This is a genomic window from Cellulomonas sp. S1-8 (assembly GCF_026184235.1).
Taxonomy (GTDB): Bacteria; Actinomycetota; Actinomycetes; order Actinomycetales; family Cellulomonadaceae; genus Cellulomonas.
Window position 1 is genome coordinate 325,217 of record NZ_CP110806.1, and the last position, 23,589, is coordinate 348,805.

General features: G+C 73.8%; 27 protein-coding genes. 9 read left to right on the plus strand and 18 right to left on the minus strand.

What is annotated here, in order from left to right; translation table 11 throughout:
* Window positions 1–130: 130 nt before the first annotated feature.
* Window positions 131–895 (minus strand): arsenite methyltransferase, encoded by a 765-nt coding sequence (arsM, locus tag OKX07_RS01480; protein WP_265630091.1) that lies wholly within the window; start codon window positions 893–895, stop codon window positions 131–133.
* Window positions 896–999: 104 nt separating this feature from the next.
* Between arsM and OKX07_RS01485 the strand changes: the two genes are divergently transcribed.
* Both OKX07_RS01485 and OKX07_RS01490 read left to right on the plus strand, forming a co-directional pair.
* Window positions 1,000–1,380 carry an ArsR/SmtB family transcription factor gene (locus tag OKX07_RS01485; RefSeq protein WP_265630092.1) on the plus strand — a complete coding sequence of 127 codons (381 nt, stop codon included), beginning with the start codon at window positions 1,000–1,002 and terminating at the stop codon, window positions 1,378–1,380.
* Window positions 1,381–1,456: 76 nt separating this feature from the next.
* A complete protein-coding gene (locus OKX07_RS01490; protein ID WP_265630093.1) occupies window positions 1,457–2,230 on the plus strand; it encodes an SAM-dependent methyltransferase in 774 nt (257 codons plus the stop codon).
* Window positions 2,231–2,290: 60 nt separating this feature from the next.
* On the opposite strand, the gene OKX07_RS01495 is transcribed toward OKX07_RS01490, so the two are convergent.
* From OKX07_RS01495 to OKX07_RS01505, 3 genes are read right to left on the minus strand one after another with little or no spacing between them, the layout of a single operon-like run.
* Window positions 2,291–2,767: a nitroreductase/quinone reductase family protein gene (locus OKX07_RS01495; protein WP_265630094.1), complete on the minus strand. Its 477-nt coding sequence runs from the start codon at window positions 2,765–2,767 to the stop codon at window positions 2,291–2,293.
* Window positions 2,764–3,270 (minus strand): MarR family winged helix-turn-helix transcriptional regulator, encoded by a 507-nt coding sequence (locus tag OKX07_RS01500; RefSeq protein WP_265630095.1) that lies wholly within the window; start codon window positions 3,268–3,270, stop codon window positions 2,764–2,766. The genes OKX07_RS01495 and OKX07_RS01500 overlap by 4 nt, the downstream gene beginning before the upstream one ends.
* Before the next feature lie 32 nt (window positions 3,271–3,302).
* The gene (locus OKX07_RS01505; protein WP_265630096.1) at window positions 3,303–4,358 is read right to left on the minus strand and encodes a helix-turn-helix transcriptional regulator; all 1,056 of its coding nucleotides are present in this window, start codon (window positions 4,356–4,358) and stop codon (window positions 3,303–3,305) included.
* A gap of 100 nt (window positions 4,359–4,458) precedes the next feature.
* On the opposite strand from OKX07_RS01505, the gene OKX07_RS01510 reads away from it, so the two are divergent.
* On the plus strand, window positions 4,459–4,881 hold the full coding sequence (locus OKX07_RS01510) for a VOC family protein (protein ID WP_265630097.1): 423 nt from the start codon (window positions 4,459–4,461) through the stop codon (window positions 4,879–4,881).
* A gap of 17 nt (window positions 4,882–4,898) precedes the next feature.
* On the opposite strand, the gene OKX07_RS01515 is transcribed toward OKX07_RS01510, so the two are convergent.
* On the minus strand, window positions 4,899–6,062 hold the full coding sequence (locus OKX07_RS01515; RefSeq protein ID WP_265630098.1) for a PQQ-dependent sugar dehydrogenase: 1,164 nt from the start codon (window positions 6,060–6,062) through the stop codon (window positions 4,899–4,901).
* 118 nt (window positions 6,063–6,180) lie between these two features.
* On the opposite strand from OKX07_RS01515, the gene OKX07_RS01520 reads away from it, so the two are divergent.
* Together OKX07_RS01520 and OKX07_RS01525 are read left to right on the plus strand one after the other, a co-directional pair.
* The gene (locus OKX07_RS01520; RefSeq protein WP_265630099.1) at window positions 6,181–6,897 is read left to right on the plus strand and encodes a TetR/AcrR family transcriptional regulator; all 717 of its coding nucleotides are present in this window, start codon (window positions 6,181–6,183) and stop codon (window positions 6,895–6,897) included.
* Between the two features lie 181 nt (window positions 6,898–7,078).
* On the plus strand, window positions 7,079–7,906 hold the full coding sequence (locus OKX07_RS01525) for a hypothetical protein (protein WP_265630100.1): 828 nt from the start codon (window positions 7,079–7,081) through the stop codon (window positions 7,904–7,906).
* 211 nt (window positions 7,907–8,117) lie between these two features.
* On the opposite strand, the gene OKX07_RS01530 is transcribed toward OKX07_RS01525, so the two are convergent.
* Both OKX07_RS01530 and OKX07_RS01535 read right to left on the minus strand, forming a co-directional pair.
* A complete protein-coding gene (locus OKX07_RS01530) occupies window positions 8,118–9,719 on the minus strand; it encodes an ABC transporter permease (RefSeq protein WP_265630101.1) in 1,602 nt (533 codons plus the stop codon).
* Window positions 9,716–10,612 carry an ABC transporter ATP-binding protein gene (locus OKX07_RS01535; protein WP_265630102.1) on the minus strand — a complete coding sequence of 299 codons (897 nt, stop codon included), beginning with the start codon at window positions 10,610–10,612 and terminating at the stop codon, window positions 9,716–9,718. The genes OKX07_RS01530 and OKX07_RS01535 overlap by 4 nt, the downstream gene beginning before the upstream one ends.
* Before the next feature lie 73 nt (window positions 10,613–10,685).
* Here OKX07_RS01535 and OKX07_RS01540 point away from each other — a divergent pair, with 73 nt between their 5' ends.
* On the plus strand, window positions 10,686–11,273 hold the full coding sequence (locus tag OKX07_RS01540) for a TetR/AcrR family transcriptional regulator (protein ID WP_265630103.1): 588 nt from the start codon (window positions 10,686–10,688) through the stop codon (window positions 11,271–11,273).
* A 17-nt stretch (window positions 11,274–11,290) separates the two neighbouring features.
* On the opposite strand, the gene OKX07_RS01545 is transcribed toward OKX07_RS01540, so the two are convergent.
* The 4 genes from OKX07_RS01545 to OKX07_RS01560 all read right to left on the minus strand — a co-directional run bounded on the left by OKX07_RS01545 (window position 11,291) and on the right by OKX07_RS01560 (window position 13,374).
* Entirely contained in the window at window positions 11,291–11,845 is a 555-nt protein-coding gene (locus tag OKX07_RS01545; protein WP_265630104.1) for a dihydrofolate reductase family protein, read from the minus strand.
* Window positions 11,846–11,865: 20 nt separating this feature from the next.
* A complete protein-coding gene (locus tag OKX07_RS01550; RefSeq protein ID WP_265630105.1) occupies window positions 11,866–12,333 on the minus strand; it encodes a type II toxin-antitoxin system RatA family toxin in 468 nt (155 codons plus the stop codon).
* Window positions 12,334–12,385: 52 nt separating this feature from the next.
* Complete coding sequence (locus tag OKX07_RS01555; RefSeq protein ID WP_265630106.1) at window positions 12,386–12,622, minus strand: VOC family protein; 237 nt, start codon at window positions 12,620–12,622, stop codon at window positions 12,386–12,388.
* Window positions 12,623–12,858: 236 nt separating this feature from the next.
* Window positions 12,859–13,374 (minus strand): DUF4274 domain-containing protein, encoded by a 516-nt coding sequence (locus tag OKX07_RS01560; protein ID WP_265630107.1) that lies wholly within the window; start codon window positions 13,372–13,374, stop codon window positions 12,859–12,861.
* A 197-nt stretch (window positions 13,375–13,571) separates the two neighbouring features.
* Between OKX07_RS01560 and OKX07_RS01565 the strand changes: the two genes are divergently transcribed.
* Window positions 13,572–15,086: a SulP family inorganic anion transporter gene (locus OKX07_RS01565; RefSeq protein WP_265630108.1), complete on the plus strand. Its 1,515-nt coding sequence runs from the start codon at window positions 13,572–13,574 to the stop codon at window positions 15,084–15,086.
* A 43-nt stretch (window positions 15,087–15,129) separates the two neighbouring features.
* Here the strand turns inward: OKX07_RS01565 and OKX07_RS01570 are convergent, their stop codons facing one another.
* Window positions 15,130–16,809, minus strand: coding sequence for a ribonuclease J (locus tag OKX07_RS01570; protein ID WP_265630109.1), 1,680 nt, complete (start codon window positions 16,807–16,809; stop codon window positions 15,130–15,132).
* Between the two features lie 41 nt (window positions 16,810–16,850).
* Window positions 16,851–17,288 (minus strand): MerR family transcriptional regulator, encoded by a 438-nt coding sequence (locus OKX07_RS01575; RefSeq protein ID WP_265630110.1) that lies wholly within the window; start codon window positions 17,286–17,288, stop codon window positions 16,851–16,853.
* A gap of 194 nt (window positions 17,289–17,482) precedes the next feature.
* Here OKX07_RS01575 and OKX07_RS01580 point away from each other — a divergent pair, with 194 nt between their 5' ends.
* Complete coding sequence (locus OKX07_RS01580; protein WP_265630111.1) at window positions 17,483–18,541, plus strand: fatty acid desaturase family protein; 1,059 nt, start codon at window positions 17,483–17,485, stop codon at window positions 18,539–18,541.
* An 87-nt stretch (window positions 18,542–18,628) separates the two neighbouring features.
* On the opposite strand, the gene OKX07_RS01585 is transcribed toward OKX07_RS01580, so the two are convergent.
* The 4 genes from OKX07_RS01585 to OKX07_RS01600 all read right to left on the minus strand — a co-directional run bounded on the left by OKX07_RS01585 (window position 18,629) and on the right by OKX07_RS01600 (window position 22,505).
* Window positions 18,629–19,420 (minus strand): MerR family transcriptional regulator, encoded by a 792-nt coding sequence (locus OKX07_RS01585; protein ID WP_265630113.1) that lies wholly within the window; start codon window positions 19,418–19,420, stop codon window positions 18,629–18,631.
* A 131-nt stretch (window positions 19,421–19,551) separates the two neighbouring features.
* Window positions 19,552–19,956, minus strand: a complete 405-nt coding sequence (locus OKX07_RS01590) for a GNAT family N-acetyltransferase (RefSeq protein WP_265630114.1) — start codon at window positions 19,954–19,956, stop codon at window positions 19,552–19,554.
* A 14-nt stretch (window positions 19,957–19,970) separates the two neighbouring features.
* On the minus strand, window positions 19,971–21,563 hold the full coding sequence (locus OKX07_RS01595) for a calcium-binding protein (protein WP_265630115.1): 1,593 nt from the start codon (window positions 21,561–21,563) through the stop codon (window positions 19,971–19,973).
* A 117-nt stretch (window positions 21,564–21,680) separates the two neighbouring features.
* Window positions 21,681–22,505 carry a tryptophan-rich sensory protein gene (locus OKX07_RS01600; RefSeq protein ID WP_265630116.1) on the minus strand — a complete coding sequence of 275 codons (825 nt, stop codon included), beginning with the start codon at window positions 22,503–22,505 and terminating at the stop codon, window positions 21,681–21,683.
* Window positions 22,506–22,597: 92 nt separating this feature from the next.
* Here OKX07_RS01600 and yidD point away from each other — a divergent pair, with 92 nt between their 5' ends.
* On the plus strand, window positions 22,598–22,888 hold the full coding sequence (yidD, locus tag OKX07_RS01605; RefSeq protein WP_265630117.1) for a membrane protein insertion efficiency factor YidD: 291 nt from the start codon (window positions 22,598–22,600) through the stop codon (window positions 22,886–22,888).
* Window positions 22,889–22,921: 33 nt separating this feature from the next.
* On the opposite strand, the gene OKX07_RS01610 is transcribed toward yidD, so the two are convergent.
* Window positions 22,922–23,521: a TetR/AcrR family transcriptional regulator gene (locus OKX07_RS01610; protein ID WP_265630118.1), complete on the minus strand. Its 600-nt coding sequence runs from the start codon at window positions 23,519–23,521 to the stop codon at window positions 22,922–22,924.
* Window positions 23,522–23,589 lie beyond the last annotated feature (68 nt).

Consider the following 23,589-nt stretch of genomic DNA (forward strand, 5'->3'; position numbering starts at 1 on the left):
CCCGCCGGGTGCGGCTCGTCGTCGAGCTCCCGCGGCAGGTGAGCGTCGAAACGCTTCGCTGCACGCTAGGAACCCGACGACGCCGCTCCCACCCTGTGAAACGCATAGCCGGTGGAACGTGGGACGCGGCTCAGGCCCCGGGCCTCCGTGCCTGCACGATCGCCCCGTGCATGCCGTCGGCCACCGGGTGCGTGAACGTCACGGTCGCGTCGAGGAAGCCGGCCGCCGCGAGCCCGTCGAGGTATTCGCCGCGCGACAGCGCCCCGGCGATGCACCCGACGTACGAGCCGCGCTCCGCCCGCTGCTCCGGGCTCAGGTGGTCCTCGGCGACGACGTCGGAGATGCCGAGGCGCCCGCCGGGGACCAGGACGCGGAACGCCTCGGCCAGCACGGCCGGCTTGTCCGGGGACAGGTTGACGACGCAGTTGGAGATGACGACGTCGACGCTCGCGTCCGGCAGCGGGAGGTCCTCGATCGTGCCGCGGTGGAACGCCACGTTGGTCGCGCCGGCCTTCGCGGCGTTGGCGCGCGCGAGCTCGAGCATCTCGTCGGTCATGTCGACGCCGTGGGCGAAGCCCGTGGGGCCGACGCGGCGGGCGGACAGCAGCACGTCGATGCCGCCGCCGGACCCGAGGTCGAGCACCCGCTCGCCCTCGCGCAGGTCGGCGACGAGCAGCGGGTTGCCGCACCCGAGGGAGGCGGCGACGGCCTCCACGGGCAGGGCGTCGGTGTCGTGGGCCGCGTAAAGGGCGGCGCCGAAGCGCTCGTCGACCTCGGGGGCGTTCGGCCCCCCACAGCTCGTGGCGCTGTCGCTGCCGCAGCAGCCGCTCGTCGCGCCGACCTGCGTCGCCGCCCGTGCGTACCGCTCGCGCACCTGGTCCCGGATGTCCGCCATCACTACCTCCATGCATCGAAGTTCGTCGATGGCTCAACGATGGACCTATCCATCGACCCCTGTCAATATCGACATCCGACGATGCGTGGGCGAGACTGGTCGGCATGACCGTCGACCTCGGACTCGTCGCGACGACCGGCCGCGCCTGCTGCACGCCGGTCACGGGGGAGCCGCTGAGCGCCGAGGCCGCCGACGACCTGGCCCGGTCCCTCAAGGCGCTGGCCGACCCCACACGGCTGCGACTCCTGTCGATCATCGCGGCGCACGAGGGTGCGGAGGCCTGCGTCTGCGACCTCACCGAACCGGTCGGCCTCTCGCAGCCGACGGTCTCCCACCACCTCAAGGTCCTCGCCGACGCCGGCCTCGTCACGCGCGACAAGCGCGGCGTGTGGGCGTACTACGCGCTCGTCCCGGGGGCTGTCACCGGCCTCACGGCGCACCTCGCCGCCCACCTCGAGGCCTCGCTCGGCACTCCCGCCCGCTGACCACGGCGCGCGGCGCACGCCGCACGCCGCGTTATCCCGTTGCGACGACCGGCGCGGCAGTGGTTCGGTGCGGGTCGTGACCGCACTCGAAGGCCTGCGGACCGGGCGCCACCCCCGGTCGTCCACCTACGACGCCGCCTGGCTGGTCGGGCTGGACATGGGCCCGAACCCGTTGTGGCTGCTCGAGGACCTCGCGCAGGACCTGGGCCTGCGACCCGGCATGCGCGTGCTCGACCTCGGCTCGGGTCGCGGCGCCACCTCGGTCTTCCTGGCCCACGAGTTCGGCGTGCAGGTCGTCGCGGCCGACCTGTGGGTCTCGCCCGACGACGCCGCCGCGGTGTTCGCCGCGGCCGGGGTCGGCGACCGGGTGCTCGCCGTGCGGGCGGAGGCCCATGCCCTGCCGTTCGGCGCCCGCAGCTTCGACGCGGTCGTCAGCATCGACGCCTTCGAGTACTTCGGCACCTCCGAGCACTACCTGCCCTCCCTGGCGCGGTTCGTCGTGCCCGGCGGCGGGATCGGCGTCGCCACCCCGGCGCTCCGGACCGAGGTGGGCGACGTGGAGGCGCTCCCGCCGCACGTCCGCGCGTGCGTCGGATGGGAGGCGCTGGCCTGGCACACCCCGCGGTGGTGGGAGCAGCGCTGGGCGGCGACCGGGGCGGTCGACGCCGTCCGGGCGCGCTGGCAGGACGACGGCTGGCACGACTGGCTGGTCTGGCAGCGGGCCGTCGCCGAGGCGTCGGGGACGCAGGAGGACGGCGTCCTGGCGATGCTCGAGGCGGACCAGGGCCGGCACATCGGCTTCACGCTCGTCACCGCGCGGGCGGTCGCCGGCCCGTCGTCGACACCATGACCTGACCCTCTGCCGTCCGGCGCTCTGCCGTCAGGCGCTCTGCCGTCCGGCGCTCTGCCGTCAGGCGGCGTCGGGGCGGCGGCGGAGCCGGACGACCGGGAGCTCGCGGTCCGTCGCCTCGGCGTACTTGCCGAACTGGGGCCCCGCAGCCGTGAGGTCGGCCCACGCGCGGGCACGCTCGTCGTCGTGCAGCTGCTCGGCGGTGACGTCGATGCGCTGCCCGTCCAGCTCGATGCGGACGCGGTCCGGGTGCGCCGCGAGGTTGTGGAACCAGGCGGGGTTGCGGACCTGGCCGGCGGCGGAGGCGACGACGAGCCACGTGCCGTCCCCGCCGGGGAACCACGCGAGGGGCGTCGAGCGCTCCTCCCCGCTCTTGGCCCCGACGGTGGTGAGCACCAGGACGTCCATGCCGCCCATGAGGGCGCGCCCGCCGGTGGAGCGCACGCGGCGGGCGGTGAACCGGTTGACCAGGCGGACGACCGGCGCCGGCAGGGGGAACCGGGCGCCGCGCGTGCCGGTGGGGGTGTGGAAGCTCATGGTGGGGTCCTGTCTGTCGGAAGGGGTCGGACCGGTGCGGGCGCGGGCTGCGGGTCGGCAGCGGTGACGATCGTGCGGGTGCACGCGTCGTAGCGCGTCCGGTCGGGCGGGGGCAGCGTCGCCACGACGTCGTCGAGGCACGTCGCCAGCTCGGCGTGGAACGCGTCGCACGCCGACGCGCCGGCGGGGGTGACGACGACCTGGGTCGCGCGGCGGTCGCCCGGCACGGGCTCCCGCCGGACCAGGTCGCGTGCGGCGGCCCGGTCGACGAGTCCCGTCAGGGCGGGCTTCTCGACGCCGAGGTCCTGCGCGAGGGCGGTCATGCGGCACGGGCCGTCCGTCAGCAGCGCGAGGAGCCGCGCCTGCATCGGGGTGAGCCCGTGCCGGTCGGCCACGGCCGTCACGCGCGTGTGGACGAGCAGCGCGAGGCGGGCGAGGGGGTGCGTCAGGTCGGCGCCGCAGGAGCGCTGCGCCGTCCGGGGGTTCGAGGCCGTCTCGCTCACCCCGCGAAGGTACATGGCACGAACAGTTCGTGTCACGTACTTTCGCGGGGAGCGTCGGGCGCCGATGGCTCGCCCATCGGGCCGGGGCGGCCGGCGCGCGCGTAGCGGGTCGCGAGACGGTCGAACGCGTCGCGCAGCTCGTCGGGGTCCTCGACCCGCACGTCGGCGTCGAAGCGCCCGAGCTGCGCGGCGAGCGCGGTCCACGACCAGGACCCCGCCCGCAGGCGGCAGCGCCCGTCCCCGAGGTCCTCGACGACGCCGTCACCCGCGAACGGCAGGACGTCCCGGGCAGGCGCGTCGAGGACGACGGTGCCCTGGCACGGCCACGTGCCGCCCGACGTCGCCCCGGTGAACCGCGCCGCGAGCAGCTGCCGCACGTCCCCGCCGGGCACGGTGCGCGGCGCGAACCGCGGGCCGGTCGGGGTGCGCGGCGTCATCCGGTCGACCCGGAACACGCGCCAGTCCGCGCGCTCGAGGTCCCACGCGACGAGGTACCAGCGCCCCAGGGCGGCGACCAGGTGGTGCGGCTCGGTGCGCCGCGGGCCGGCGGGCGTGCCGACGGGCGCGGCGACGTCGGAGGCGTCGGGGCCGCGGCCGCCCGCGTAGTCGAACCGCAGGACCTCCCGCGTCCGGACCGCCGACGACACCGCGACGAGCACGTCGGTCGGGACGGCCGCGGGTGCGCGCGTGCCGTCCGGCGCGGTGTCGAAGGCGAGCGCCTCGGCCCGCCGCCGCAGCCGCGGCGGCATGACGCGGCGGATCGTCGCCAGCGCGCGCTCGGCGGCCTCGTCGGCGTGGGTGCCCAGCAGCGGGACCGCCTGCAGCGCCACTGCGATCGCCGTGACCTGGTCCTCGTCGAGCAGCAGCGGGGGCAGCTCGGCGCCGGCCTCCAGGCGGTACCCGCCGACGGACCCGCGGTCCGCGTGGACGCGGTAGCCCATCTCCCGCAGCCGGTCCACGTCGCGCCGCACGGTGCGCGGGCTGATGCCGAGGCGCTCGGCCAGCACGGGTCCGGGCCAGTCGCGCGGGGTCTGCAGCAGCGACAGCAGCCGCAGCAACCGCGTGGTGGTCGTGCCCGATGTCCCCATGGGTCGAACCTAGGCGCCATCAGGCCAGGAACTGACCTGATGCCAGTGCATCGTCAGGGGTGCCGGGACGTCCCCGGCGCGTCGTGAACGAGGAGCACCCATGACCATCAGCACCACCACCCACCTCAACTTCCGCGGCGACGCGCGCGCGGCGCTCGAGCTCTACGGGTCCGCGTTCGGCGGCGACGCGACCGTCGTGACGTACGCCCAGGCGGGCGCCGTCACCGACCCCGCCGAGTCCGACCAGGTCATGTGGGGCCAGGTCGCCTCACCCGCCGGCTTCCGGGTGATGGCGTACGACGTGCCGTCGCACACCGCCTACGAGCCGGGCGTGAACCCCGTCTTCGTGTCCGTGCGCGGCACCGACGCGGACGAGCTGCGCCGGTACTGGGACGGCCTCGCGGAGGGCGCCACCGTCCGCGTGCCCCTCGCGCCCGCGGCCTGGTCGCCGCTCTACGGCATGGTCACCGACCGCTTCGGCGTGACGTGGGTGCTCGACGTCGAGGTCGCCTGGGCGGGCTGACCGGCGGGCGGCCCCCGCTACCCGGCGACGAGCTCGACGCGCAGGATGCGGTCGTCGCCGGGGCGCGGCGGGGTGCCGCCCCAGGTCGCGCGGTCCGTGTTGGACGTGACGAGCCACAGCGCGCCGTCGGGCGCGACCTCGACCGTGCGGATGCGGCCGTGCTCGCCGGTGAACCACTCGACGGGGTCGCCCGCCGGGCGCGGGCCGTCGACCGGGAGCTGCCAGAGGCGCCGGCCGCCGAGCGCGCCCAGCCAGATCGACCCGCCCGCGTAGGCGACGCCGGACGGCGACGCGTCGTCGGGGTGGAGCGTGAAGACGGGAGGCTCCCCGTGGTCGCCCGACGTGCCCTCGGACGCAGGCCAGCCGTAGTCGAGCCCGGGCCGCAGGACGTTGAGCTCGTCCCAGGTGCGGTGCCCGAGCTCGGAGGCGTACGCCGTGCCGTCGGGGCCGAACGCGATGCCCTGGACGTTGCGGTGGCCGGAGGAGTAGATGGGGGAGTCCGCGGGGTTGTCGTCGGGGATGGTCCCGTCGGTGGCGATCCGCAGGACCTTGCCGTTGAGCGAGTCGCCCGCGGCGGCGTTGGCCGGGTCGAAGGCGTCGCCGGTGCCGATCCACAGGTGGCCGTCGGGGCCGATCCGGAGCCGCCCGCCGTGGTGCCGGTCGGCGGTCTCGATGCCGTCGAGCAGGACGCGGTCGACCCGCAGGGACCGCAGGTCGTCGGCGAGGGTGAGCGCGAGGACGCGGTTGGTCGGCGAGGAGGACGCGTAGGCGTAGACGGTCCGGTCCTCGTCGAAGTCCGGGGACGCGACGATGCCCAGGAGCCCGCCCTCGGAGGTGACCGCGACCCCGGGGACGAGGCCGACGACGCTCGGCGCCCCGCCGCCCGGGGGCAGGTGCAGGATCTCGCCGGTCGAGCGGCTCGAGACCAGGGCGGCGCCGTCGGGCAGGAACGTCAGCCCCCACGGCATGACGAGGCCGGTGGCCACCTCCGTCACGTCGCCGGGGACGAGCCGCGGGCCGGCGGGCGGAGCGGACGAGCCGGACGGCGCCACCGACGGGGCGGGGGCTGAGGGTGCGACCGACGTGGCGGCGGGCGTGGCGCTGCCCGGCGTGCACGCGGCGAGCAGCAGGGTGGCGGCGGTGACCGCGGCGGCTGCGCGCGGGCGGGGGGAGGGGGGCATCGTCGGCTCCTGTCGCGGCGGGTTATCGGTGATAACTACGACGCTAACATATCGCCGTTAACTGTCCACAGGTTGCGGCGGTAGTAGCGAGGTCGCCCGGAACTGTTAGCGTCGCTACGTGAGTGAGACCGTGCGGGCCCGGATCATCGACGCAGCACTGCGCCTGCTGGACGACGGCGGGCCGGAGGCGATGTCGACGCGCGCCGTCAGCGCCGCGGCCGGGGTCCAGGCCCCGACCCTCTACCGCCTCTTCCGCGACAAGCAGGGGCTGCTCGACGCGGTCACGGAGCACCGGTTCGACGAGTACCTCGCCGACAAGACGGACCGCCCCCGCGCCGAGAACCCGGTGGAGGACCTGCGCCGCGGCTTCGACCTGCACGTCGGCTTCGGGCTCGCGAACCCCGCGGTGTACGTCGCCGTCTACGGCGGAGCCCCCCGCCCGGACGGCCCCGCCCCCGCCGTGCTGCGCGCGGAGCAGGTCCTGCTGGCGATGATGCGGCGGGTCGCCGCCGCGGGACGCCTCCGCGTCGACGAGACCACCGCGGCCCACGTCCTGCACGCCGCGGGCCGCGGGACGACGCTGCTCCTCATCTCGACGCCCCCGGACGAGCGCGACCTGCGGCTGCCCGAGATCGCGCGCGAGGCGGTCATCGCCGCCATCACCACCGCTGCGCCCGCCGCGTCCGGCGGGTCGGCTGCGCCCGGCGAGCCCGCCGCGGAGCCGCTCGCGGTCGCGGCCCGCACGATCCGCGCGGCCCTCCCCGACGTCGGTGCCCTCAGCCCCGCGGAGAAGGACCTCCTCGCGGAGTGGCTCGACCGCCTCACCCCACCCTGACCCCCCGCCCCCCGCCCCCCGCGAAAGTGTGAAGCCTTGATGCCGGATCCCGGCAACAAGGCTTCACACTCTGCGACTCCGCCCGATCGCGCAGCCAAACGTTTCGCTCGGGGACCCACCCGTGAGCGGCTGCCTAGCATCCGAGGGGTCCCCCACCCTTCGACGAACGGTTGGTGCGCGCATGAGGACGATCCGAACCCTGGTCACCGTGGCGGCGCTCGCCGTCGCCACGCTGGTGGTGGCACCGGCCGCGACGGCGGGCAGCGAGCTCGACGGGGGCCGCGGCCCCGGGCACGGACCCGGCGACCGCGGTCCGTGCGCCCGCACGGACGCGCTGTTCTGCGAGGACTTCGAGTCCGAGCCCGTCGGCGGTGCAGCGAGCCTCGACTGGGGCGTCGACACCCGGCACGGCACGCTGAAGGTCGAGCGCGCCGGACGGGCCGGCAAGGTGCTGCGCGTGCACACCGAGGGCAACGGGTACGCGTTCCTCAAGGTGGTGGACTTCGCGGCCGCCGAGAACACGTTCTACGGGCGCCTGCGGATCAAGGTCGACGACTTCCCGACGGCGCCGGACTGGGCGCACTTCACGCTCGTCGAGATCACCGGGTCCGGCAGCGACGAGGTCGTCCGCCCGCTCGGCGGGCAGTTCGCCCCGACCGTCGGCCCCGACGCGACGTTCTGGGGCATCGGCGCCGACGGGGGTCCGACGGGCGACTGGACGAGCTGGCGCGAGTCCGCGCCCACCGTCGAGGACCGGTGGCAGTGCGTCGAGTTCGAGTGGTACGCCCCGGAGAACCGCGTGTCGGTGTGGTTCGACGGCGTCCCGCAGCCGGACCTGACGGTGTCCACCTCCGAGCACGGCGGCGCGGACACGGACTTCGTCCTGCCGACGGCCGACACCGTGAAGATCGGCTGGCAGCTCTACCAGGGCGGTCCGACGCCGGACCACTTCGACGTCTGGGTCGACGACATCACGCTCGCGGCCGACCGCGTCGGCTGCGCGCGCTGACCCAAGCCCCACCCCTCACCGCGAGAGGTCGATCCAGCCTCGCCTGCCGGGCCGGATCGACCTCTCGCGGGCTGGGTGTGGGGGAGAATGTCGTCGGACGCGGGCTCCTGTCCCGACCATCGCTGAGAGGCGGCAGGAGCCCGCGTTCGTCGTCCGCGTCTCGCCGTGCGTCTCGCCGTGCGTCTCGCCGTGCCCGTCGTCGCCGACGGGCTCAGCGGGCCAGGTCGCGGTGGCGGAAGCCGGCGAAGCCGACGGCCACCAGGCCCGCCGTCACGAGCGTGATCCAGCCCAGCCCCGACCAGTCAGGGGCGACGACGGTGATGACGGGGACGTGCCAGAACGGGCTGATGCCGAGCACCCAGTCGTCGAGGCCGAACGTCGGGCCCAGCAGCGTCAGGACGAACGACGCGAGCACGCCCGCCCAGGCCGCGAGGCTCGCGGCGGGCCGGGCGCCGACGACCGCGACCGACAGCGCGACGACCGTCCAGACGGCGGGCACCGTGGCGACGGCCTGGACCAGCACCTCGGCGAAGGACACCCCGATGTCCGCGCGGGACGCGAGGACGGCCACCAGCGTGCCCGCGACCAGCACGTTCACGGTCGACACGGCCAGGGCGAGGGCGACGTGGCTCGCGTAGCAGCGGGCACGCGTGACGGCACCGGCGAGCAGCGGCTCGACGCGGTCGTCCAGCTCCTCCGCGCGCAGCCGGAGCAGGATCTGCACGCCGGGGACGGTCGCGACGATCCCGACGAGGCCGAGGACGGTGCGCACGAACACGCCGGTCAGCTCGTCGGGCGTGGTGGCGCCGGACGCCAGGATCTGCTGCACGCCGGCGTTGCCGGTCACCACGTCGCTGATCGACGTCGTGAAGTAGCCGAAGACCACGCCCAGGGCGACGAACGCGATCGCCCACGTGACGACCGGCGCGCGGTTCACGCGCACGGCGAGGCGCCACGTGCTGCGCGCGGTGCCCCGCGCAGGGCCGGGGCGGGGCGCGATCGACCCCTGGCCGAAGTCGCGGCGCGCCTGCAGGACGAACGCCACAGCGACCAGGGTCCCCGTGAACGCCACCGCGAGCAGCAGCGGCGCCCAGTGGTCGCCGCTCGCCGGGCGGGTCTCGAGCGTCCAGCCCAGCGGGTTCGCCCAGATCGTCCACGCGGGGGCGTCGAGCGCCGCGCAGAACCCGCGCAACCCGAACAGCACGCCCAGCGTCCCGATGGCGAGCGAGCCGGCCGTCCGGGCGTCGGACCCGAGCTGCGCGGTGACGGCCGCGAGGCCGGCGAACATCCAGCCGCTCGCGGTGAACGTCGCGCCCAGCAGCAGCGACGACTCCCAGCCCCCGCCGCACAGCGCCGCGACGACGCCCGCGACGACGCCGGCGGCCAGCGACCCGACGAGCGCGAGCGCCACGCCCGCCACGAGCCGCGCCGAGCGCCCCATGACGCCCGACGCGAGCAGCTCGGCCTGTCCCGAGTCCTCCTGCGCGCGCGTCGCCCGGGTGACGGCGATGATCGCACCGAGCGCGACGAGGAAGCCGCCCAGGGCCAGGGTGCGCCACGCGTTGAACCCGTCGACGGTCGTCAGGTCGTGCGCGGGCCCGAAGATGAGGCTGAGCGCGGGGTTCGCGTCGATCGCCGCGGCCAGCAGCCGGCGCGCGGCGAGGTCGGGGAAAACCCAGGGGTAGACGACGACCGACGACGCGGTGAGCAGCGTCGCGATCGCGACCCAGGGCGCGAAGTGCCGGCCGTCGTGCCGGACGGTCGCGTGCAGCAGGGGCCGGGTCCCCGTCAGGGCGGTGCCGACGGCGCTCATCGCGTGCTCCCGTCGTCGCCGTAGAGGCGCAGGAACAGGCTCTCGAGCGACGGCGGCGCGACGGTGAGCGTCGTGATGCCGTAGGGCGTCAGGGTGGCCATCGCGTCGCCGACGTGGGCGGAGTCGACGGTCGCGACCAGGCGGTCCCCGTCGAGGTGGGTGCTGCCCAGGGTGCCGAGCGCGGCGGCGTCGGGCGCGCGCGTCAAGGTCGCGTGGATGGTGGTGCGGGTCTGGCCGCGCAGGTCGGTGAGCGTGCCGGACTGCACGATGCGCCCGTCGCGGATGATGCTGATCCGGTCGGCCAGGCTCTCGATCTCGGCGAGGATGTGGCTCGAGAGCAGCACGGTCGTGCCGCGCTGCTTCGCCTCCCCGATCACCTCCTGGAACACGTTCTCCATGAGGGGGTCCAGGCCGCTGGTCGGCTCGTCGAGCACCAGCAGCTCGACGTCGGACGCGAGCGCCGCGACGATCGCGACCTTCTGCCGGTTGCCCTTGGAGTACTGCCGGCCGCGCTTGGTGGGGTCGAGCTCGAAGCGGTCGAGGAGGTCCGCGCGGCGCTGCTCGTCCAGGCCGCCGCGCAACGCGCCCAGCAGGTCGATCGCCTCGCCGCCGGTCATGCTCGGCCACAGCGAGACGTCGCCGGGGACGTACGCGAGGCGCCGGTGCAGCTCGACGACGTCCCGCCACGGGTCGCCGCCGAGCAGCCGGACCGTTCCCGCGTCGGCCCGCAGCAGGCCCAGCAGCACGCGGATGGTCGTGGACTTGCCCGCGCCGTTCGGGCCCAGGAAGCCGTGGACCTGTCCCCGCTCGACGTGCAGGTCGAGGCCGTCGAGGGCGCGGAACCGGCCGAACGACTTGGTCAGGCCCTGGATGTCGATCACTGCGTCGCTCATGGAACCAGTGAACTCCACAGGCGGGGAATTCCACAAGAGGGGAACTCCACACGAGAGGACTTAGGATCGGCTCATGGCCGGCGAACGCGCGCGACCCACCGGCCGTCGCCCGGGGGACTCGGGCACCCGCGACGCGATCCGCGACGCCGCCCTCCGGCTGTTCGCGGAGCACGGCTACGACGGCGCGTCCGTCCGTGCCATCGCCGCCGCTGCGGACGTCGACCCCGCGCTCGTCCGGCACTTCTACGGCGACAAGGAAAGCCTCTTCGCCACGGTCGTCGCCGACCAGACCGGCATCGCGCCCGTGCTCGCGCAGGCCGCCGCCGCCGACGGGGCCACCGCGGGGCGCGAGTTCGCCGACGCCTACCTGGGTCTGTGGGAGCGCCCGCTCGTCCGCCCGATCCTGCTCGCCCTCGTCCGCTCGGCCACGACATCGCCGCGAGCCGCGCACATGCTGCGCGAGATGCTCGGAGCGCGCGTACGCGAGGCGTCGGGCGGCGACCCCGAACGGGCGCGGCGGCTCACGCTCGCCGGGGCGAGCCTCCTGGGCATCGCGGTCGCACGGCACGTGGTCGGCGTCGGCCCGATCGCCGACCTGGCGTACGACGACCTCGTCGACCAGGTCGCACCCGCGGTCCAGCAGTACCTGACGGGGGACTGAACCGGTCCGTCGGCGCCTCAGCGCACCGCGTAGCGCAGCATGACGACGCCGCCGTCGAAGCGACGCTCCGCCAACAGCTCCAGGTCCAGGCGCACGTCGTCCGGGTACACGCGGGTGCCGCCGCCCAGGATCGCGGGCCCGACGTAGAGCTGGATCTCGTCGACGAGGCCGGCGCGCAGCGCGTGGGCGGCGATCGTCGGGCCCTCGATGATGAGGTCCCCCGCGGACCGCTCCTTGATCTCGCGGACGCGGTCGACGTCGAACGTCCGCTCGATCCGGGTGCGTGCCGTGGGCACGGACGTCAGCGTCGTCGAGAACACGACCTTCTCGCCCCGCTGCCACCACGCGGCGAACGCCTTGCCCTCCGCGGACTCGGCGAGGGTCGGGTCGGTCTCCCAGACCTGCATCTCCTCGTACATGCGTCGCCCGTAGAGGTGCGTCGTGACGTCGGCCATCGCGTCGGTGATGAAGGCGTGGAAGCCCTCGCTGACCGGCATGAAGTCGTAACGACCCTGCGCGTCGTTGACGTACCCGTCGAGCGACCCGGAGAGGGCGTAGAGGAGTCGGCCCATGGTCCCCACCGTAGCGAGGGTCACCGGACCGCCGCGAGCACCTGCGGGTCGGCGCAGCCGCGCGCGAACCCGGCGATCCGCCGGTCGACGTCCCGCTGCAGCACGACGCGCCCGACCCGCTCCGCCACGGGCGCCAGCCACCGCGGCCGGCACGTGAAGCTGTACCGCCACGCCGCGCGCGTGCCGCCGTCCGGCAGCGCCGTGAAGCGCCACCCGCCGGCCATGACCGCGAAGAACCACGGCCCCTCGACCATCCTCATGCCGACGTTCGTCGGAGGGTTGTAGGAGACGTACTCGCTGACCATCCGCAGCCCCGTGCGGTGCAGCGTGAGCGTCCGGACGCCCTTGGCCGGGGTCGTCGCGCCGTCGAGGAACGCCTGCCGACGGATGAACGGGTCCCAGCGCAACCGGACTGCACCCGTCGTCTGGGACACCGCGAAGGCGACGTCGGGGGTGACGGGGACCTCGACGGTGGACTCGACGATCATCCCGCCGACAGTAGGCGTCACGGGCGTCCGCGCCTCCCGAGGCGGGCCCTCGTCAGCCGGATGCCACCAGCTCGACCTCGAACCCGTCCGGGCCCTCGAGGTACGCGGCATAGTGGTCGGGGCCGCCCGCATGGGGGTGCCGGTCGGGGAAGAGGAGCGTCCAACCGTGCTCCTGCGCGGTGACGGTCAGGGCATCGACGTCCTGCGACGCCCCGGCGTGGAACGCGACGTGGTTGAGTCCCGGACGACGGCGCTCGTGCGGCGTGCCGACGACGCCGCGCGTCGACATGCGCTGATCCTGCACCAGGCGACGCGGGTGCCGGACCTGGTGAGTCGGGCGGTGACCTCACGACGGAGTGCAGCGTTCGGGACCTCATGTGTCCCCAACGCTGAACAGGACAGACTGCGCGACGCAGGCGGCGACCGACACCCGGTGATCGCCGACGGCGGCGAGTTCGAGCCCGGACCCGCCCTGCTGGTCGACGCCCTCGAGGCGACTGCCGGTCGTCACTGACGTCGGCCGCCTCAGTCCTCCTCGACGAGCGCCGTCCACCGCAGGTGCACGTCGAGCGGCAGGCCGTCCTCGGTGTGCTCGTCGTCGACGTGGGCGCCGGGCACCGCGCGGCGCATCGCCTGCGGGACCGGCCGCGCGACGGGTGCGCCGTAGTCGTCCGTCCAGTCGATCTCGTCGTCGTCCGTCGGGTCGAACGCGATGCCGTGGTCGGCCCAGAAACCGGCGTCGTACCGCTCCTCGATGGTCCGCAGCAGCTCCCACGTCGGACGCTCGTAGTCCGCCGTGTCCTCGGCCGACGCGTACCGGGAGTAGTAGCAGGCGCCGAGGATCCAGTACGCGGCCAGCGCGGTGGCGCGGTCCGTCGTCGGGTCGTCGAGCACGAACCGGATCGTCGCGTCCCCGCTGTCGTAGCTCGTGCGTCGGACGAACGTGTGCCGCTGCTGCGCCGTCGCGGAGCGCAGGAAGTCGCGAAGGAACAGCTCGGGCTCGTCGAGCGGTGCCTCGGGCTGCGGCGTCGGGGTGCTCACGTCGGGAGCGTAACCCTCGCGTCGGGCGCCGGCTCGACGGGGTGGGTGGCGCCCGTCGCGTGGAGCCTGCGCCGGCGACGACACCCGACCCTTACGTCAAGGTAGGGTGCCGGGGGCGCGTCGTCGCGCCCCCCACCCAGACCTCGCCGCACCCGCGGCCCGGGCGTGCGCGCCCACGTGATGAACGGATCGACCGCGTGACGACTGCCGTGCCCACCACCCCGCACGTCCCCGAGGCCGCCGAGGTCCACTCGGTGCGTGCCGCCCTGCGCTCGCCGCGCCGCCTGCGCACCGAGGTCCTCGCCGGGCTCGTCGTCGCGCTCGCGCTGATCCCCGAGGCGATCTCCTTCTCGATCATCGCCGGCGTCGACCCCCGGGTCGGCCTGTTCGCCTCGTTCACGATGGCCGTCTCGATCGCGTTCCTCGGCGGACGACCCGCGATGATCTCCGCCGCGACCGGCGCGATCGCGCTCGTCGTCGCACCGATCGTCCGGGAGCACGGCCTGGACTACCTGCTGGCCACCGTGATCCTCGGCGGCGTCATCCAGGTGGTGCTCGGGCTGACGGGCGTCGCGCGGCTCATGCGGTTCGTCCCGCGCTCGGTGATGATCGGGTTCGTCAACGCGCTGGCCATCCTCATCTTCCTGGCCCAGCTGCCGCACCTGACCGACGTGCCGTGGGCCGTGTACGTGCTGGTCGCCGTCGCGCTCGCCCTCATGGTCCTGCTGCCGCGGTGGACCAGCGTCGTCCCGGCGCCGCTCGTCGCGATCGTCGTGCTGACGGCGTTCACCATGGTGACCGCGCTGGCCGTGCCGACGGTCGGCGACGAGGGCGAGCTGCCCCGCTCGCTGCGGTCCCTGCTGATCCCCGACGTCCCGTTCACGCTCGAGACGCTGCGGATCATCGCGCCCTACGCGGTGACCGTGGCGATCGTCGGGCTGCTCGAGTCGCTGCTGACGGCCAAGCTCGTCGACGACGTCACCGACACGCACTCGGACAAGACCCGCGAGAGCTGGGGCCAGGGCGCGTCCCAGATCATCACCGGCTTCTTCGGTGGCATGGGCGGCTGCGCGATGATCGGCCAGACGATGATCAACGTGAAGGCGTCGGGTGCGCGGACCCGGATCTCGACGTTCCTCGCCGGGGTGTTCCTGCTCGCGCTGGTCGTCGGCGCGGGCGACCTCGTCGCGCAGATCCCGATGGCGGCCCTCGTCGCCGTCATGGTCGTCGTCGCGGTCTCGACGTTCGACTGGCACTCGCTGCGCACGCTGCGGCGCATGCCGCGCAGCGAGTCCGTCGTCATGCTGACGACCGTCGCGATCACCGTCGCCACCCACAACCTGGCGTACGGCGTCGTCGCGGGCGTGCTCGTCGCGATGGTGGCCTTCGCGCGACGCGTCGCGCACCTCACCGAGGTCGTCCGGCTGGACGACAGCGACGACGACGGCGAGGCCGTCTACGCCGTGACCGGTGAGCTGTTCTTCGCGTCGTCCAACGACCTCGTCTACCAGTTCGACTACGCGGGCGACCCGCAGCGCGTCGTCATCGACATGGCCGACGCGCACATCTGGGACGCGTCGACCGTGGCGACCCTCGACGCGATCCGCACCCGGTACGCGCGCAAGGGCAAGGAGGTCGAGATCATCAACCTCGACACCGACAGCGCCCGCCGGCACGAGCGCCTCGCGGGGCGGCTCGGCCAGGGGCACTGACCCGGGGGACCTGACCCCCGGGGCACCGCCCCGGGGGGTCGCGTCAGGAGTCGAGCGTCACGGCCACCACGACGGGCTGCGGGCCGCCGCGCCGACGCAGCACCCGCTCGGCCGCGCGTCGCACCAGCTGGTCCAGCGCGTCGGTGTCGGTGAGCGCACCCTTGGGCGCGTTCTGCAGGGCCGTGCGGATCGCCTTGTCGACCGCGGCCTGCGCGTCCTCGGCGTGCGCGACACCGGTCGAGATGAGCTCGACCGGCTCGGCGAGGTTCGCGGCGTCGGCGTCGACGACCGCGACGACCGTCACCACGCCGCCGTCACGCAGCTCCCGGCGCTGTGCGAGCAGCCGCTCGTCGGTGCGTCCGACGACACCGTCCTCGACGTACACCTCGGCCGCGGGCACGCTGCCGACGACCTTGGCGCGCCCGTCGATCAGGTCGATGACGTCACCGTCGCGGACCACCAGGACGTTCTCGGGTGCCATGCCCGTGCGCAGCGCGAGGTCCGCGTTGGCGCGCAGGTGCTTGGCCTCGCCGTGGATCGGCATGACGATGCGCGGGCGCAGCACGTTGTACAGGTAGACCAGCTCGCCTGCGCTGGCGTGCCCGGAGACGTGGACGCGGGCGTTGCCCTTGTGCACGACGCGCGCCCCGCGGTCGGTCAGCCGGTTGATGACCCGGTAGATCGCGGTCTCGTTGCCCGGGATCAGCGACGACGCCAGCAGGACCGTGTCGCCCTCGCCGACCTCGATCTGGTGCTCGCCGCGCGCCATCCGCGACAGCGCCGCGAGGGGCTCGCCCTGGGAGCCCGTGCAGATGTACGCGACCTTGTGGTCGGGCATGCGCTCGAGCTGCTTGGGGTCCACGACGACGCCGTCGGGGATCGTCAGGTAGCCCAGGTCCTGCGCGATCTTCATGTTGCGGACCATCGACCGGCCGACGAACCCGACCTTGCGGTTGTGCTGGACGGCCGCGTCGACGACCTGCTGGATCCGGTGCACGTGGCTGGCGAAGCTGGAGACGACCACGCGGCGCTTCGTCGAGGCGAACACCTCGCCGATCGCGGGCGTCAGGTCACGCTCGGAGATCGTGAACCCGGGCACCTCGGCGTTGGTGGAGTCGACGAGGAACATGTCGATGCCCTCGTCGGAGAGGCGGGCCAGGTGCCGCACGTCGGTGAGGCGCCCGTCGAGGGGGAACTGGTCCATCTTGAAGTCGCCGGTGTTGACGAGCATGCCCGCGGCGGTGCGGACCGCGACGGCCAGGCCGTCGGGGATGGAGTGGTTGACCGCGACGAACTCCAGGTCGAACGCACCGATCGTCGTCCGGTCACCCGCCTTGACCTCGGTGGTCACCGGGCGGATGCGGTGCTCCTCGAGCTTCGCCGTGATGAACGCGAGCGTCAGCCGCGAGCCGACGACGGGGATGTCGGGGCGCTCGCGCAGCAGGTACGGCACGCCGCCGATGTGGTCCTCGTGGCCGTGCGTCAGGACGATCGCGTCGATGTCCTGCCAGCGCCCGGCCAGCGACGTGAAGTCGGGCAGGATGACGTCGACGCCGGGGTGGTCCTCCTCGGGGAAGAGCACGCCGCAGTCGATGACGAGCAGGCGTCCGGCGTGCTCGAGCACCGTCATGTTCCGCCCGATCTCACCCAGCCCGCCCAGGGGTGTGATGCGCAGCCCCCGCGCCGGCAGTGCGGGAAGACGGTTCTGACGTGCGCGGGTCATGGAGCTCCTCGGGTCGGGTGCGGTACGGCGGTGGTGGATGGTCATGGGTGACCACCCGGGTCGACGTCACCGCGCGGGTGCAGCGCGCGCAGCTCGTCGGCGAAGGTCTCGGCGTTGGACAGCTGTTGGCGGAGGCTGGCGCACCGCTCCTCGACGGCGAGCCGGAACGCCTCGAGGCGTTCCGCGACCTGCCCGCGCTCGGCGTCGGCCGTCGCGGGGTCGTCGAGCGCGTCGATCGTCTCGAGCAGCTCACGCATCTCCTCGAGGGAGAAGTCGAGCGGCTTCATCCGACGCACCAGCTGGAGCCGGGCGATGTCCGTCTCCGCGTACAGGCGGAAGCCGCCCTGCGAGCGTGCCGACGGCACGACCAGGCCGACCTCTTCGTAGTAGCGGATCGTGCGGAGCGACAGGCGGGTGCGTTCCGCGACCTCACCGATCTGCTTGTGGTCGACGCCTGTGCGCCCGCCTCCTGCCGTCACAGGGGTCAAATCTACCGGCACGGGAGAGTGACCGGCGACGCGGACGCCCGCGCCAGGTCCGTTCGACCCGCCGAGGGGGGAACTTCCAGCGTACGCTCGGCGTCGTCACCGCCCGGGCCGTTATCTTCGTCCTGCCCGTCACCGGCGTCGGGCACCACGCGCCGTTCGGCCCCTGCGGAAAGGTCCGGAGATCCATGACGACGACAGGCACTGCCCGCGAGCAGTACGTCAGCGACTTCACCGAGCTGAATCGCACCGTGCAGGCGTCCGGGCTGATGCGCCGCCGGCACGCCTACTACTGGACGCGGTTCGTGACGTTGACGGTGCTGCTCGCACTGACCGTCGTGGCCTTCGTCCAGATCGGTGCGTCGTGGTGGCAGATGGTCACCGCCGCGGTCCTCGCGTTCCTGCTCGGTCAGGTGATGTTCCTGGGCCATGACGCCGCGCACCGCCAGATCTTCCAGTCCAACCGGTGGAACGACTGGGCCAGCCTCGTCATCGCCAACCTGTACGCCGGCATGAGCTACGGCTGGTGGCAGAACAAGCACTCCAAGCACCACGCGAAGCCCAACCAGATCGGCGCGGACCCCGACATCGGCACGGGCGCCCTGGTCTTCCACACCGAGGACCTCAAGGCGCCCCGCACCGGCCTGGTCGGCTGGTACACGCAGCGCCAGGGGTGGCTGTTCTTCCCGCTGCTGCTCCTCGAGGGCCTCAACCTGCACATCTCCGGGGTGAAGACGATCTTCGGGCGCGGGCCCGTCAAGCGCCGCCCCGTCGAGATCGCGTTCGTGACCCTGCGGCTCGGCAGCTACCTCGCGCTGGTCTTCTGGTTCCTGCCCGTCGGCATGGCCTTCGCGTTCCTCGGGGTCCAGCTCGGCCTGTTCGGCCTGTACATGGGCGCGGTGTTCGCCCCCAACCACAAGGGCATGCCGCTGGTTCCCCGCGACGCCCGCATCGACTTCCTGCGCCGTCAGGTGCTGATGAGCCGCAACGTCCGCGGCGGTCGCGCCACCGACATGATGATGGGCGGTCTGAACTACCAGATCGAGCACCACCTGTTCCCGAGCATGCCGCGGCCCCACCTGCGCAAGCTGCAGCCGATGGTCCGGGAGTTCTGCGCGGAGCGCGACGTGCCGTACAGCGAGGTGGGCCTGCTCGAGTCGTACGGGATCGTCATCCGCCACCTCAACGAGGTCGGCCTGAAGGCACGCGACCCGTTCCTCTGCCCCCTGGCCCAGGACCTGCGCTGAGTCCCCACGTCGAGTGCGGGGGACACCGCACGAGTGCGGGGGTCGTTTCCCCCGCACTCGACGCGTTTCCCCCGCACTCGACGGCGGTCACTCCCGCGCGGGGCGGACCTGCGCCTGGAGGGTGACGGTGCCGTCGGGGGCTGTGGCCTGGCGGTACACGCCGGTGGTGCGCAGGCCGCGTCGCGCCAGCTCGGCGTCGAGGGTGATCCACGCGTCGGCGACGTCGGCGGGGCGCTCGTCGAACGTCACCGACACCCCCTCGTCCACCGCGTCCACGTCGACGACGTCCAGCCCGGCCGCGCTCACGGCGGGCGACGTGGTGCCGACCGTGACGACGATCTCGTCGTCGGCGGTCCCGTCGTAGGTGTGGACGATCTCGACCTCGCTCACGTCCTGCGCCGCGACGTGGTCGCGGACGCGTGCCAGGAGCGCGGCGACGGCGTGCGGGATCTCGGTCTCGTCCCGCACCGACGAGCGGACGGCGACCAGCCGCAGCGCGGGCAGGGGGGTCAGGTGCAGCGTGCTCATGGCGGTACGGCTCCCGTGCTCGAGGGACGCGAGGCGCGAGCGCACCTCGGCGAGACGTGCCGATGCCTCGTCGACCTGGACCACCAGCTCGCGCTCGCGGGCCCGCAGCAGCTCGACCAGGCGCTGCTCGGTGAGCGTCGCGTCGAGCAGGGCGCCGATCGCGTCCAGCCCGAACCCCAGGGAACGCAGGGACGCCACCACCCGCACCCGCCCGACCTGGCTGTCCTCGTACCGGCGGTAGCCGGTGGACGGGTCGACGGCTGCCGGCTGCAGCAGCCCGAGCTGTTCCCAGTGGCGCAGCATGCGCCGGGACACCCCGGTGGTCTGCGCGACCTCTCCGATGCTCAACATGTCCCGACCATCGGACCCCGTCCCACGGTGTGAAGGTCAAGCGCGGAGTGTCGCCAGTGCCCAGAGTGGTCAGTCGTGGGGCGGTGTGAGCGCGCACATGCCTCATCTGTGACCACTTTCGGCGTGGCGCGTCAGACGAGCCGCAGCAGGCCGGCCTCGGTGGGGCGCAGGCCGCAGGCGTCCTCGTAGAAGTCGACCAGGTGGGGCTCGTAGTCGGCGTGCAGCCAGTGGGCGCCCGCGCGACGTGCCTCGTCGGCCGCCGCCCGGACCAGCGCGCTCCCGACGCCCTGCCGTCCGACGTCGGCGGCCACGCACGTGTCCAGCACGATCGCGTGCACGCCGCCGTCGCCGATGACGTTGACGAAACCCACGAGCCGACCGTCGAGGCGCGCGGTGACCCACGTCAGGCTGTGGTCCGCCAGGCGCTGCCGCCAGGGTGTCGGGGTCGGCGGGTGGTCGAACGCGGCCGCGTGCAGGGCGTCGAGCTCCGCGTCGGTCAGGTCACCGCGGGGCTGCAGGTCGATCGCCGGGTCCACGAGGACATCGTGCCTCAGTCGGTCCGGCTCCCGTCGTGGACCTCGAGGAACGGGTCGGCGACCTGCCCGTCGCCCGTCGGGGCACCCGTGGGAGTGGGGAGCATCGGCCCCCGCGACCCGGTGGGCGTCGGCGTGGGCGGCATCGGCGGGGTGGTCGGTGACGGCGACGTCGGCGGTGTCGGCCCGCGGGAACCCGTCGGCGTCGGCATGGGCGGCGTCGGCGAGCCCGTCGGCGACGGGGTGGGCCCGCGTGTCCCCGTCGGCGTCGGTGTCGGCGGAGGCGGCGGCATGGTGAACGTGGGGGTGGGGTCCGGCTCGTTGCACGACACCAGCTCGTCCGACGGGTCCGCCGTGCACGCGTCGGCGGCGGCGCCACCGTCGAGGCGGTCGTTGCCCTCGACGCCGTCGGCGCCTCGCAGCGCGTCGCTGCCGTCCAGGCCCTGCAGCAGGTCGGCACCCGGCCCGCCCACGAGGGTGTCCTCCCACCGCGAGCCCGTCAGGACGTCGTCCCCGTGGCCGCCGCGCACCTCCTCGATGTCGTGCCAGGACGCCCACGGCGCCGGGGCGCCCACGGAGTCGCCCTCGCCGGGCGCGCCGTCGCCGCCGAGCGCGTCGAGCGTCACCGTCACCGGTGCGGTGCGCGCGCTGTAGTCGGCGACGTCGTGCCCGGGCCCGCCGACGAGCTGGTGGGCGCCGTCGGGTGCGGCGCCCGTGACGAAGCGGTCGTCGCCCTGGCCACCCTCGGCCCGACCGCTGTCCCTGCCGTTGTCCAGCACGTCGTCGCCCCAGCCGCCCTGCAGCAGGTCGTGGCCGTCACCGCCCAGCAGGGTGTCGTCACCCTCGCCGCCGATGAGCACGTCGTCGCCCCCGAGCCCGCGGACGCGGTCGTCGCCGTCGCCCGCGCAGATGACGTCGGCGCGGCGCGTGCCGACCAGGTCGTCCGGGCCGTCGGTGCCGCGGATCGTGCACGGGCGCCCCGGTGCGGTGTCGTAGCGGACGTAGTCCCACGTCGACGTGCCCTGGTACGTCTCGAAGCCCAGCGCGACGGTGCCGCCGCCCGTGCCCGCGAACGTCTTGTCGATGACGGTGCGCCCGTCGACGGTGAGCCGGACCTGCTGCCCGCGCGCCTCCAGGTGGTACCTGTGCATGCGGGAGGTGTCGAGCGGGACGACCTCGCGGTCCGCGTACGGGTACAGGATGCACAGCCCGTCGACCCCGAACCCGAGGTGCATGAGGTCGGTCGTGTCGCCCACCCACAGCAGCGTCGCCGGCGTGCCGGTCTGCTCGTCGAGGCAGCCCTTCGTCGTGTCGCTGCCCAGACGCATGCGGAAGTCGACGTCCCAGCCCGTCAGGCGGTTTGCCGAGCCCGTCCAGTCGGCCGGTGTCTCGTACTCCAGCAGCATGACGAGCGTCTCCTCGCCGATGGTGATCGCACCGCCGCGCGTCGAGGCGACCGGTTCACCGCTGAATCCCCGCACCTGCCACGGGTCCGACGGCGCCCAGCGGAACTCCTGGCGCTGCACGTCACCCGCCCAGGCCGGAGCGGGCAGGAGCAGGGTGGCGGCCAGGACCGTGGCGACGGTCAGGCCGAGCCGGGTACGCCTCATCGTCGAGCTCCCCCTGTGGCAGGTGCTTCGCACGATAGGGACGCACGGGCCCGCGCGGGGCCGCGGCCAGGACGCGAAACGCTTCGTTCTGGCCGCACTGCCCGTCGGGGCAGGCCGTCAGCGGCGACGGGCCGCGACGGTCGTGACGATCGGGGCGAGCAGCGCGACGCCGGCGGCGACGAACGCGGCGGTCGCGACCGTCTCGTCGAGCACCGGGCCGTTCGTGCGGCCGATCCCGATCCACATCAGGCCCCAGGCCATCGCCAGGCCGATCGGGACGACGACGCTCGGCCGGACCCGGCCGAACGCCGCGTACGTCACGGCGAGCGCGGCGGCGGCCGTGATCACGACGACGGACCAGGTGGTCGCACCGAGGCCGAGCTCGCCGACGTCGGCGACGGACAGGAAGGCCGCGGTGTTCGCGAGCGTCGCGACGCTCACCCAGCCCAGGTACAGCCCGATCGTCACGTCGGTGACCAGGGACGTCGCGGTCCCGGTGTGCGGGAGGCGGACGAGCTTGACGTAGATCGTCGCCAGGACGGCGAGCAGCGAGACGATCACGAGCACGCTGCCGCCGACCGAGCCGGCCTGGACGACGCCGATCCACACGGCGTTGAGCAGCATCGACGCCAGCACCCACCACGAGACGGCGCGCAGGCGGGGGTCGGCGCCCTGGCGCGGCAGGGCCTGGACGACCGCGAAGACCGCCAGACCGGTGTAGATGAGCGACCAGATCGAGAACGCCGGGGTGTCCGGTGCGAGCGGGGTCGCGGTCGCGGACAGGGCGCCGCCCGCAGCCTCGGCGATCGGCTGGCCGCCGAACGCGCCCGAGCCGATCGTCGCGCCGACGATGGCGACGACCGCCCCGACGAGGACCGTGACCTGCCGGACCCGGTCACGGGAGGTGGTGGGAGTGTCGAGTGCCCTCTGCTTGGTCTCCATGGGACCAGGATGGCAACAGTCAGCCTGCTGAGCATCTTGAGAGATGTCCGGTTCGGCGCGCCGGACGAGGGGCCCGCACCTACGGTGAGGCGATGTCGCTCCCCGCTGCCGCAGTCGACCGTCTCATCGGGATCTACCAGCGCCGGCTCTCGCCCCGCAAGGGCTGGGGCTGCGCGCACCGCGTGGCGCACGGGGGTGCGTCCTGCTCGGCGGCGGTGCGTCAGCTGGTCGCGCAGCGGGGCGTCGGACGGGCGCTGCTCCCGACCGTGGCGCGGTTCGTCGCGTGCGCCCAGGCGGCCTCGCTCCTGGCGCAGACGGACGTCAGCGGCGTGTGCTGCTGCGGCGGCATCCCGATCCCGTTCCGCTTCCCCGGCCGCGGCTGACCCGCCCGTGGACCGCCCCCTCGCCGGGGGTGGTCAGCGCAGGAGGAGGGCGAAGGCGTCGGCGACCAGGGTCGCGTCGTCGTCGTCGAGCCCGAGCTTGGCGAATCCGCGCTGGCGCGAGAGCACGGCCAGGCCGTGCAGCATCGCCCAGATGCTCCGGGACAGGACGCGCGGGTCGGTGCCGGCCGGCAGGGCGCCCGCGTCCTGCGCCGCGACGACGGCCCGGACGAGCGGCACGAACGTCGGTGCGCCGGCCTCGATCACCTCGTCCCCGCGCTCGGTGAACATGATGGCGAAGACGGCCGGGTGCTCGCGGGCGAACGTCAGGTAGGCCACCCCGAGGGCGTGGAGCAGCTCGCGGGGGTCGGTCGCCGTGCGTGCGCCGCGCTCGAGAGCGGCCCCGAACAGGCCGTACCCCTCGACGCAGAGGGCGTCGAGCAGGGCGTCGCGGTCGGCGAAGTGCCGGTAGGGGGCGGCGGTGCTGACGCCGAGGCGCCGGGCCAGCGCGCTGAGGCTGAAGCCGTCCAGGCCGCGGTCGGCCAGCATCTCGCGCGCGCCGTCGAGCAGCGCCTCCCGCAGGGCCCCGTGGTGGTACGTGGTGCGCTCAGGCGGGGTTCGAGGGGCGGACGGCATGTTGACGACTCTAACATTCGGCCCTATGTTGCAACCGCTCACAATGTGAACGGCTCTCGCATCGGAGG

Bases quoted from the DNA above. Each gene is read 5' to 3' on its own strand.
- OKX07_RS01505 (WP_265630096.1), bottom strand. From the start codon at position 4,358: ATGGGGACATCGGGCACGACCACCACGCGGTTGCTGCGGCTGCTGTCG.
- OKX07_RS01600 (WP_265630116.1), bottom strand. From the start codon at position 22,505: ATGGAGACCAAGCAGAGGGCACTCGACACTCCCACCACCTCCCGTGAC.
- yidD (WP_265630117.1), top strand. From the start codon at position 22,598: ATGTCGCTCCCCGCTGCCGCAGTCGACCGTCTCATCGGGATCTACCAG.
- OKX07_RS01550 (WP_265630105.1), bottom strand. From the start codon at position 12,333: ATGATCGTCGAGTCCACCGTCGAGGTCCCCGTCACCCCCGACGTCGCC.
- OKX07_RS01610 (WP_265630118.1), bottom strand. From the start codon at position 23,521: ATGCCGTCCGCCCCTCGAACCCCGCCTGAGCGCACCACGTACCACCAC.
- OKX07_RS01495 (WP_265630094.1), bottom strand. From the start codon at position 2,767: ATGAGCTTCCACACCCCCACCGGCACGCGCGGCGCCCGGTTCCCCCTG.
- OKX07_RS01510 (WP_265630097.1), top strand. From the start codon at position 4,459: ATGACCATCAGCACCACCACCCACCTCAACTTCCGCGGCGACGCGCGC.
- OKX07_RS01530 (WP_265630101.1), bottom strand. From the start codon at position 9,719: ATGAGCGCCGTCGGCACCGCCCTGACGGGGACCCGGCCCCTGCTGCAC.
- OKX07_RS01595 (WP_265630115.1), bottom strand. From the start codon at position 21,563: ATGAGGCGTACCCGGCTCGGCCTGACCGTCGCCACGGTCCTGGCCGCC.
- OKX07_RS01585 (WP_265630113.1), bottom strand. From the start codon at position 19,420: ATGTTGAGCATCGGAGAGGTCGCGCAGACCACCGGGGTGTCCCGGCGC.
- OKX07_RS01535 (WP_265630102.1), bottom strand. From the start codon at position 10,612: ATGAGCGACGCAGTGATCGACATCCAGGGCCTGACCAAGTCGTTCGGC.
- OKX07_RS01525 (WP_265630100.1), top strand. From the start codon at position 7,079: ATGAGGACGATCCGAACCCTGGTCACCGTGGCGGCGCTCGCCGTCGCC.
- OKX07_RS01540 (WP_265630103.1), top strand. From the start codon at position 10,686: ATGGCCGGCGAACGCGCGCGACCCACCGGCCGTCGCCCGGGGGACTCG.
- OKX07_RS01555 (WP_265630106.1), bottom strand. From the start codon at position 12,622: ATGTCGACGCGCGGCGTCGTCGGCACGCCGCACGAGCGCCGTCGTCCG.
- arsM (WP_265630091.1), bottom strand. From the start codon at position 895: ATGGCGGACATCCGGGACCAGGTGCGCGAGCGGTACGCACGGGCGGCG.
- OKX07_RS01570 (WP_265630109.1), bottom strand. From the start codon at position 16,809: ATGACCCGCGCACGTCAGAACCGTCTTCCCGCACTGCCGGCGCGGGGG.
- OKX07_RS01485 (WP_265630092.1), top strand. From the start codon at position 1,000: ATGACCGTCGACCTCGGACTCGTCGCGACGACCGGCCGCGCCTGCTGC.
- OKX07_RS01545 (WP_265630104.1), bottom strand. From the start codon at position 11,845: ATGGGCCGACTCCTCTACGCCCTCTCCGGGTCGCTCGACGGGTACGTC.
- OKX07_RS01580 (WP_265630111.1), top strand. From the start codon at position 17,483: ATGACGACGACAGGCACTGCCCGCGAGCAGTACGTCAGCGACTTCACC.
- OKX07_RS01515 (WP_265630098.1), bottom strand. From the start codon at position 6,062: ATGCCCCCCTCCCCCCGCCCGCGCGCAGCCGCCGCGGTCACCGCCGCC.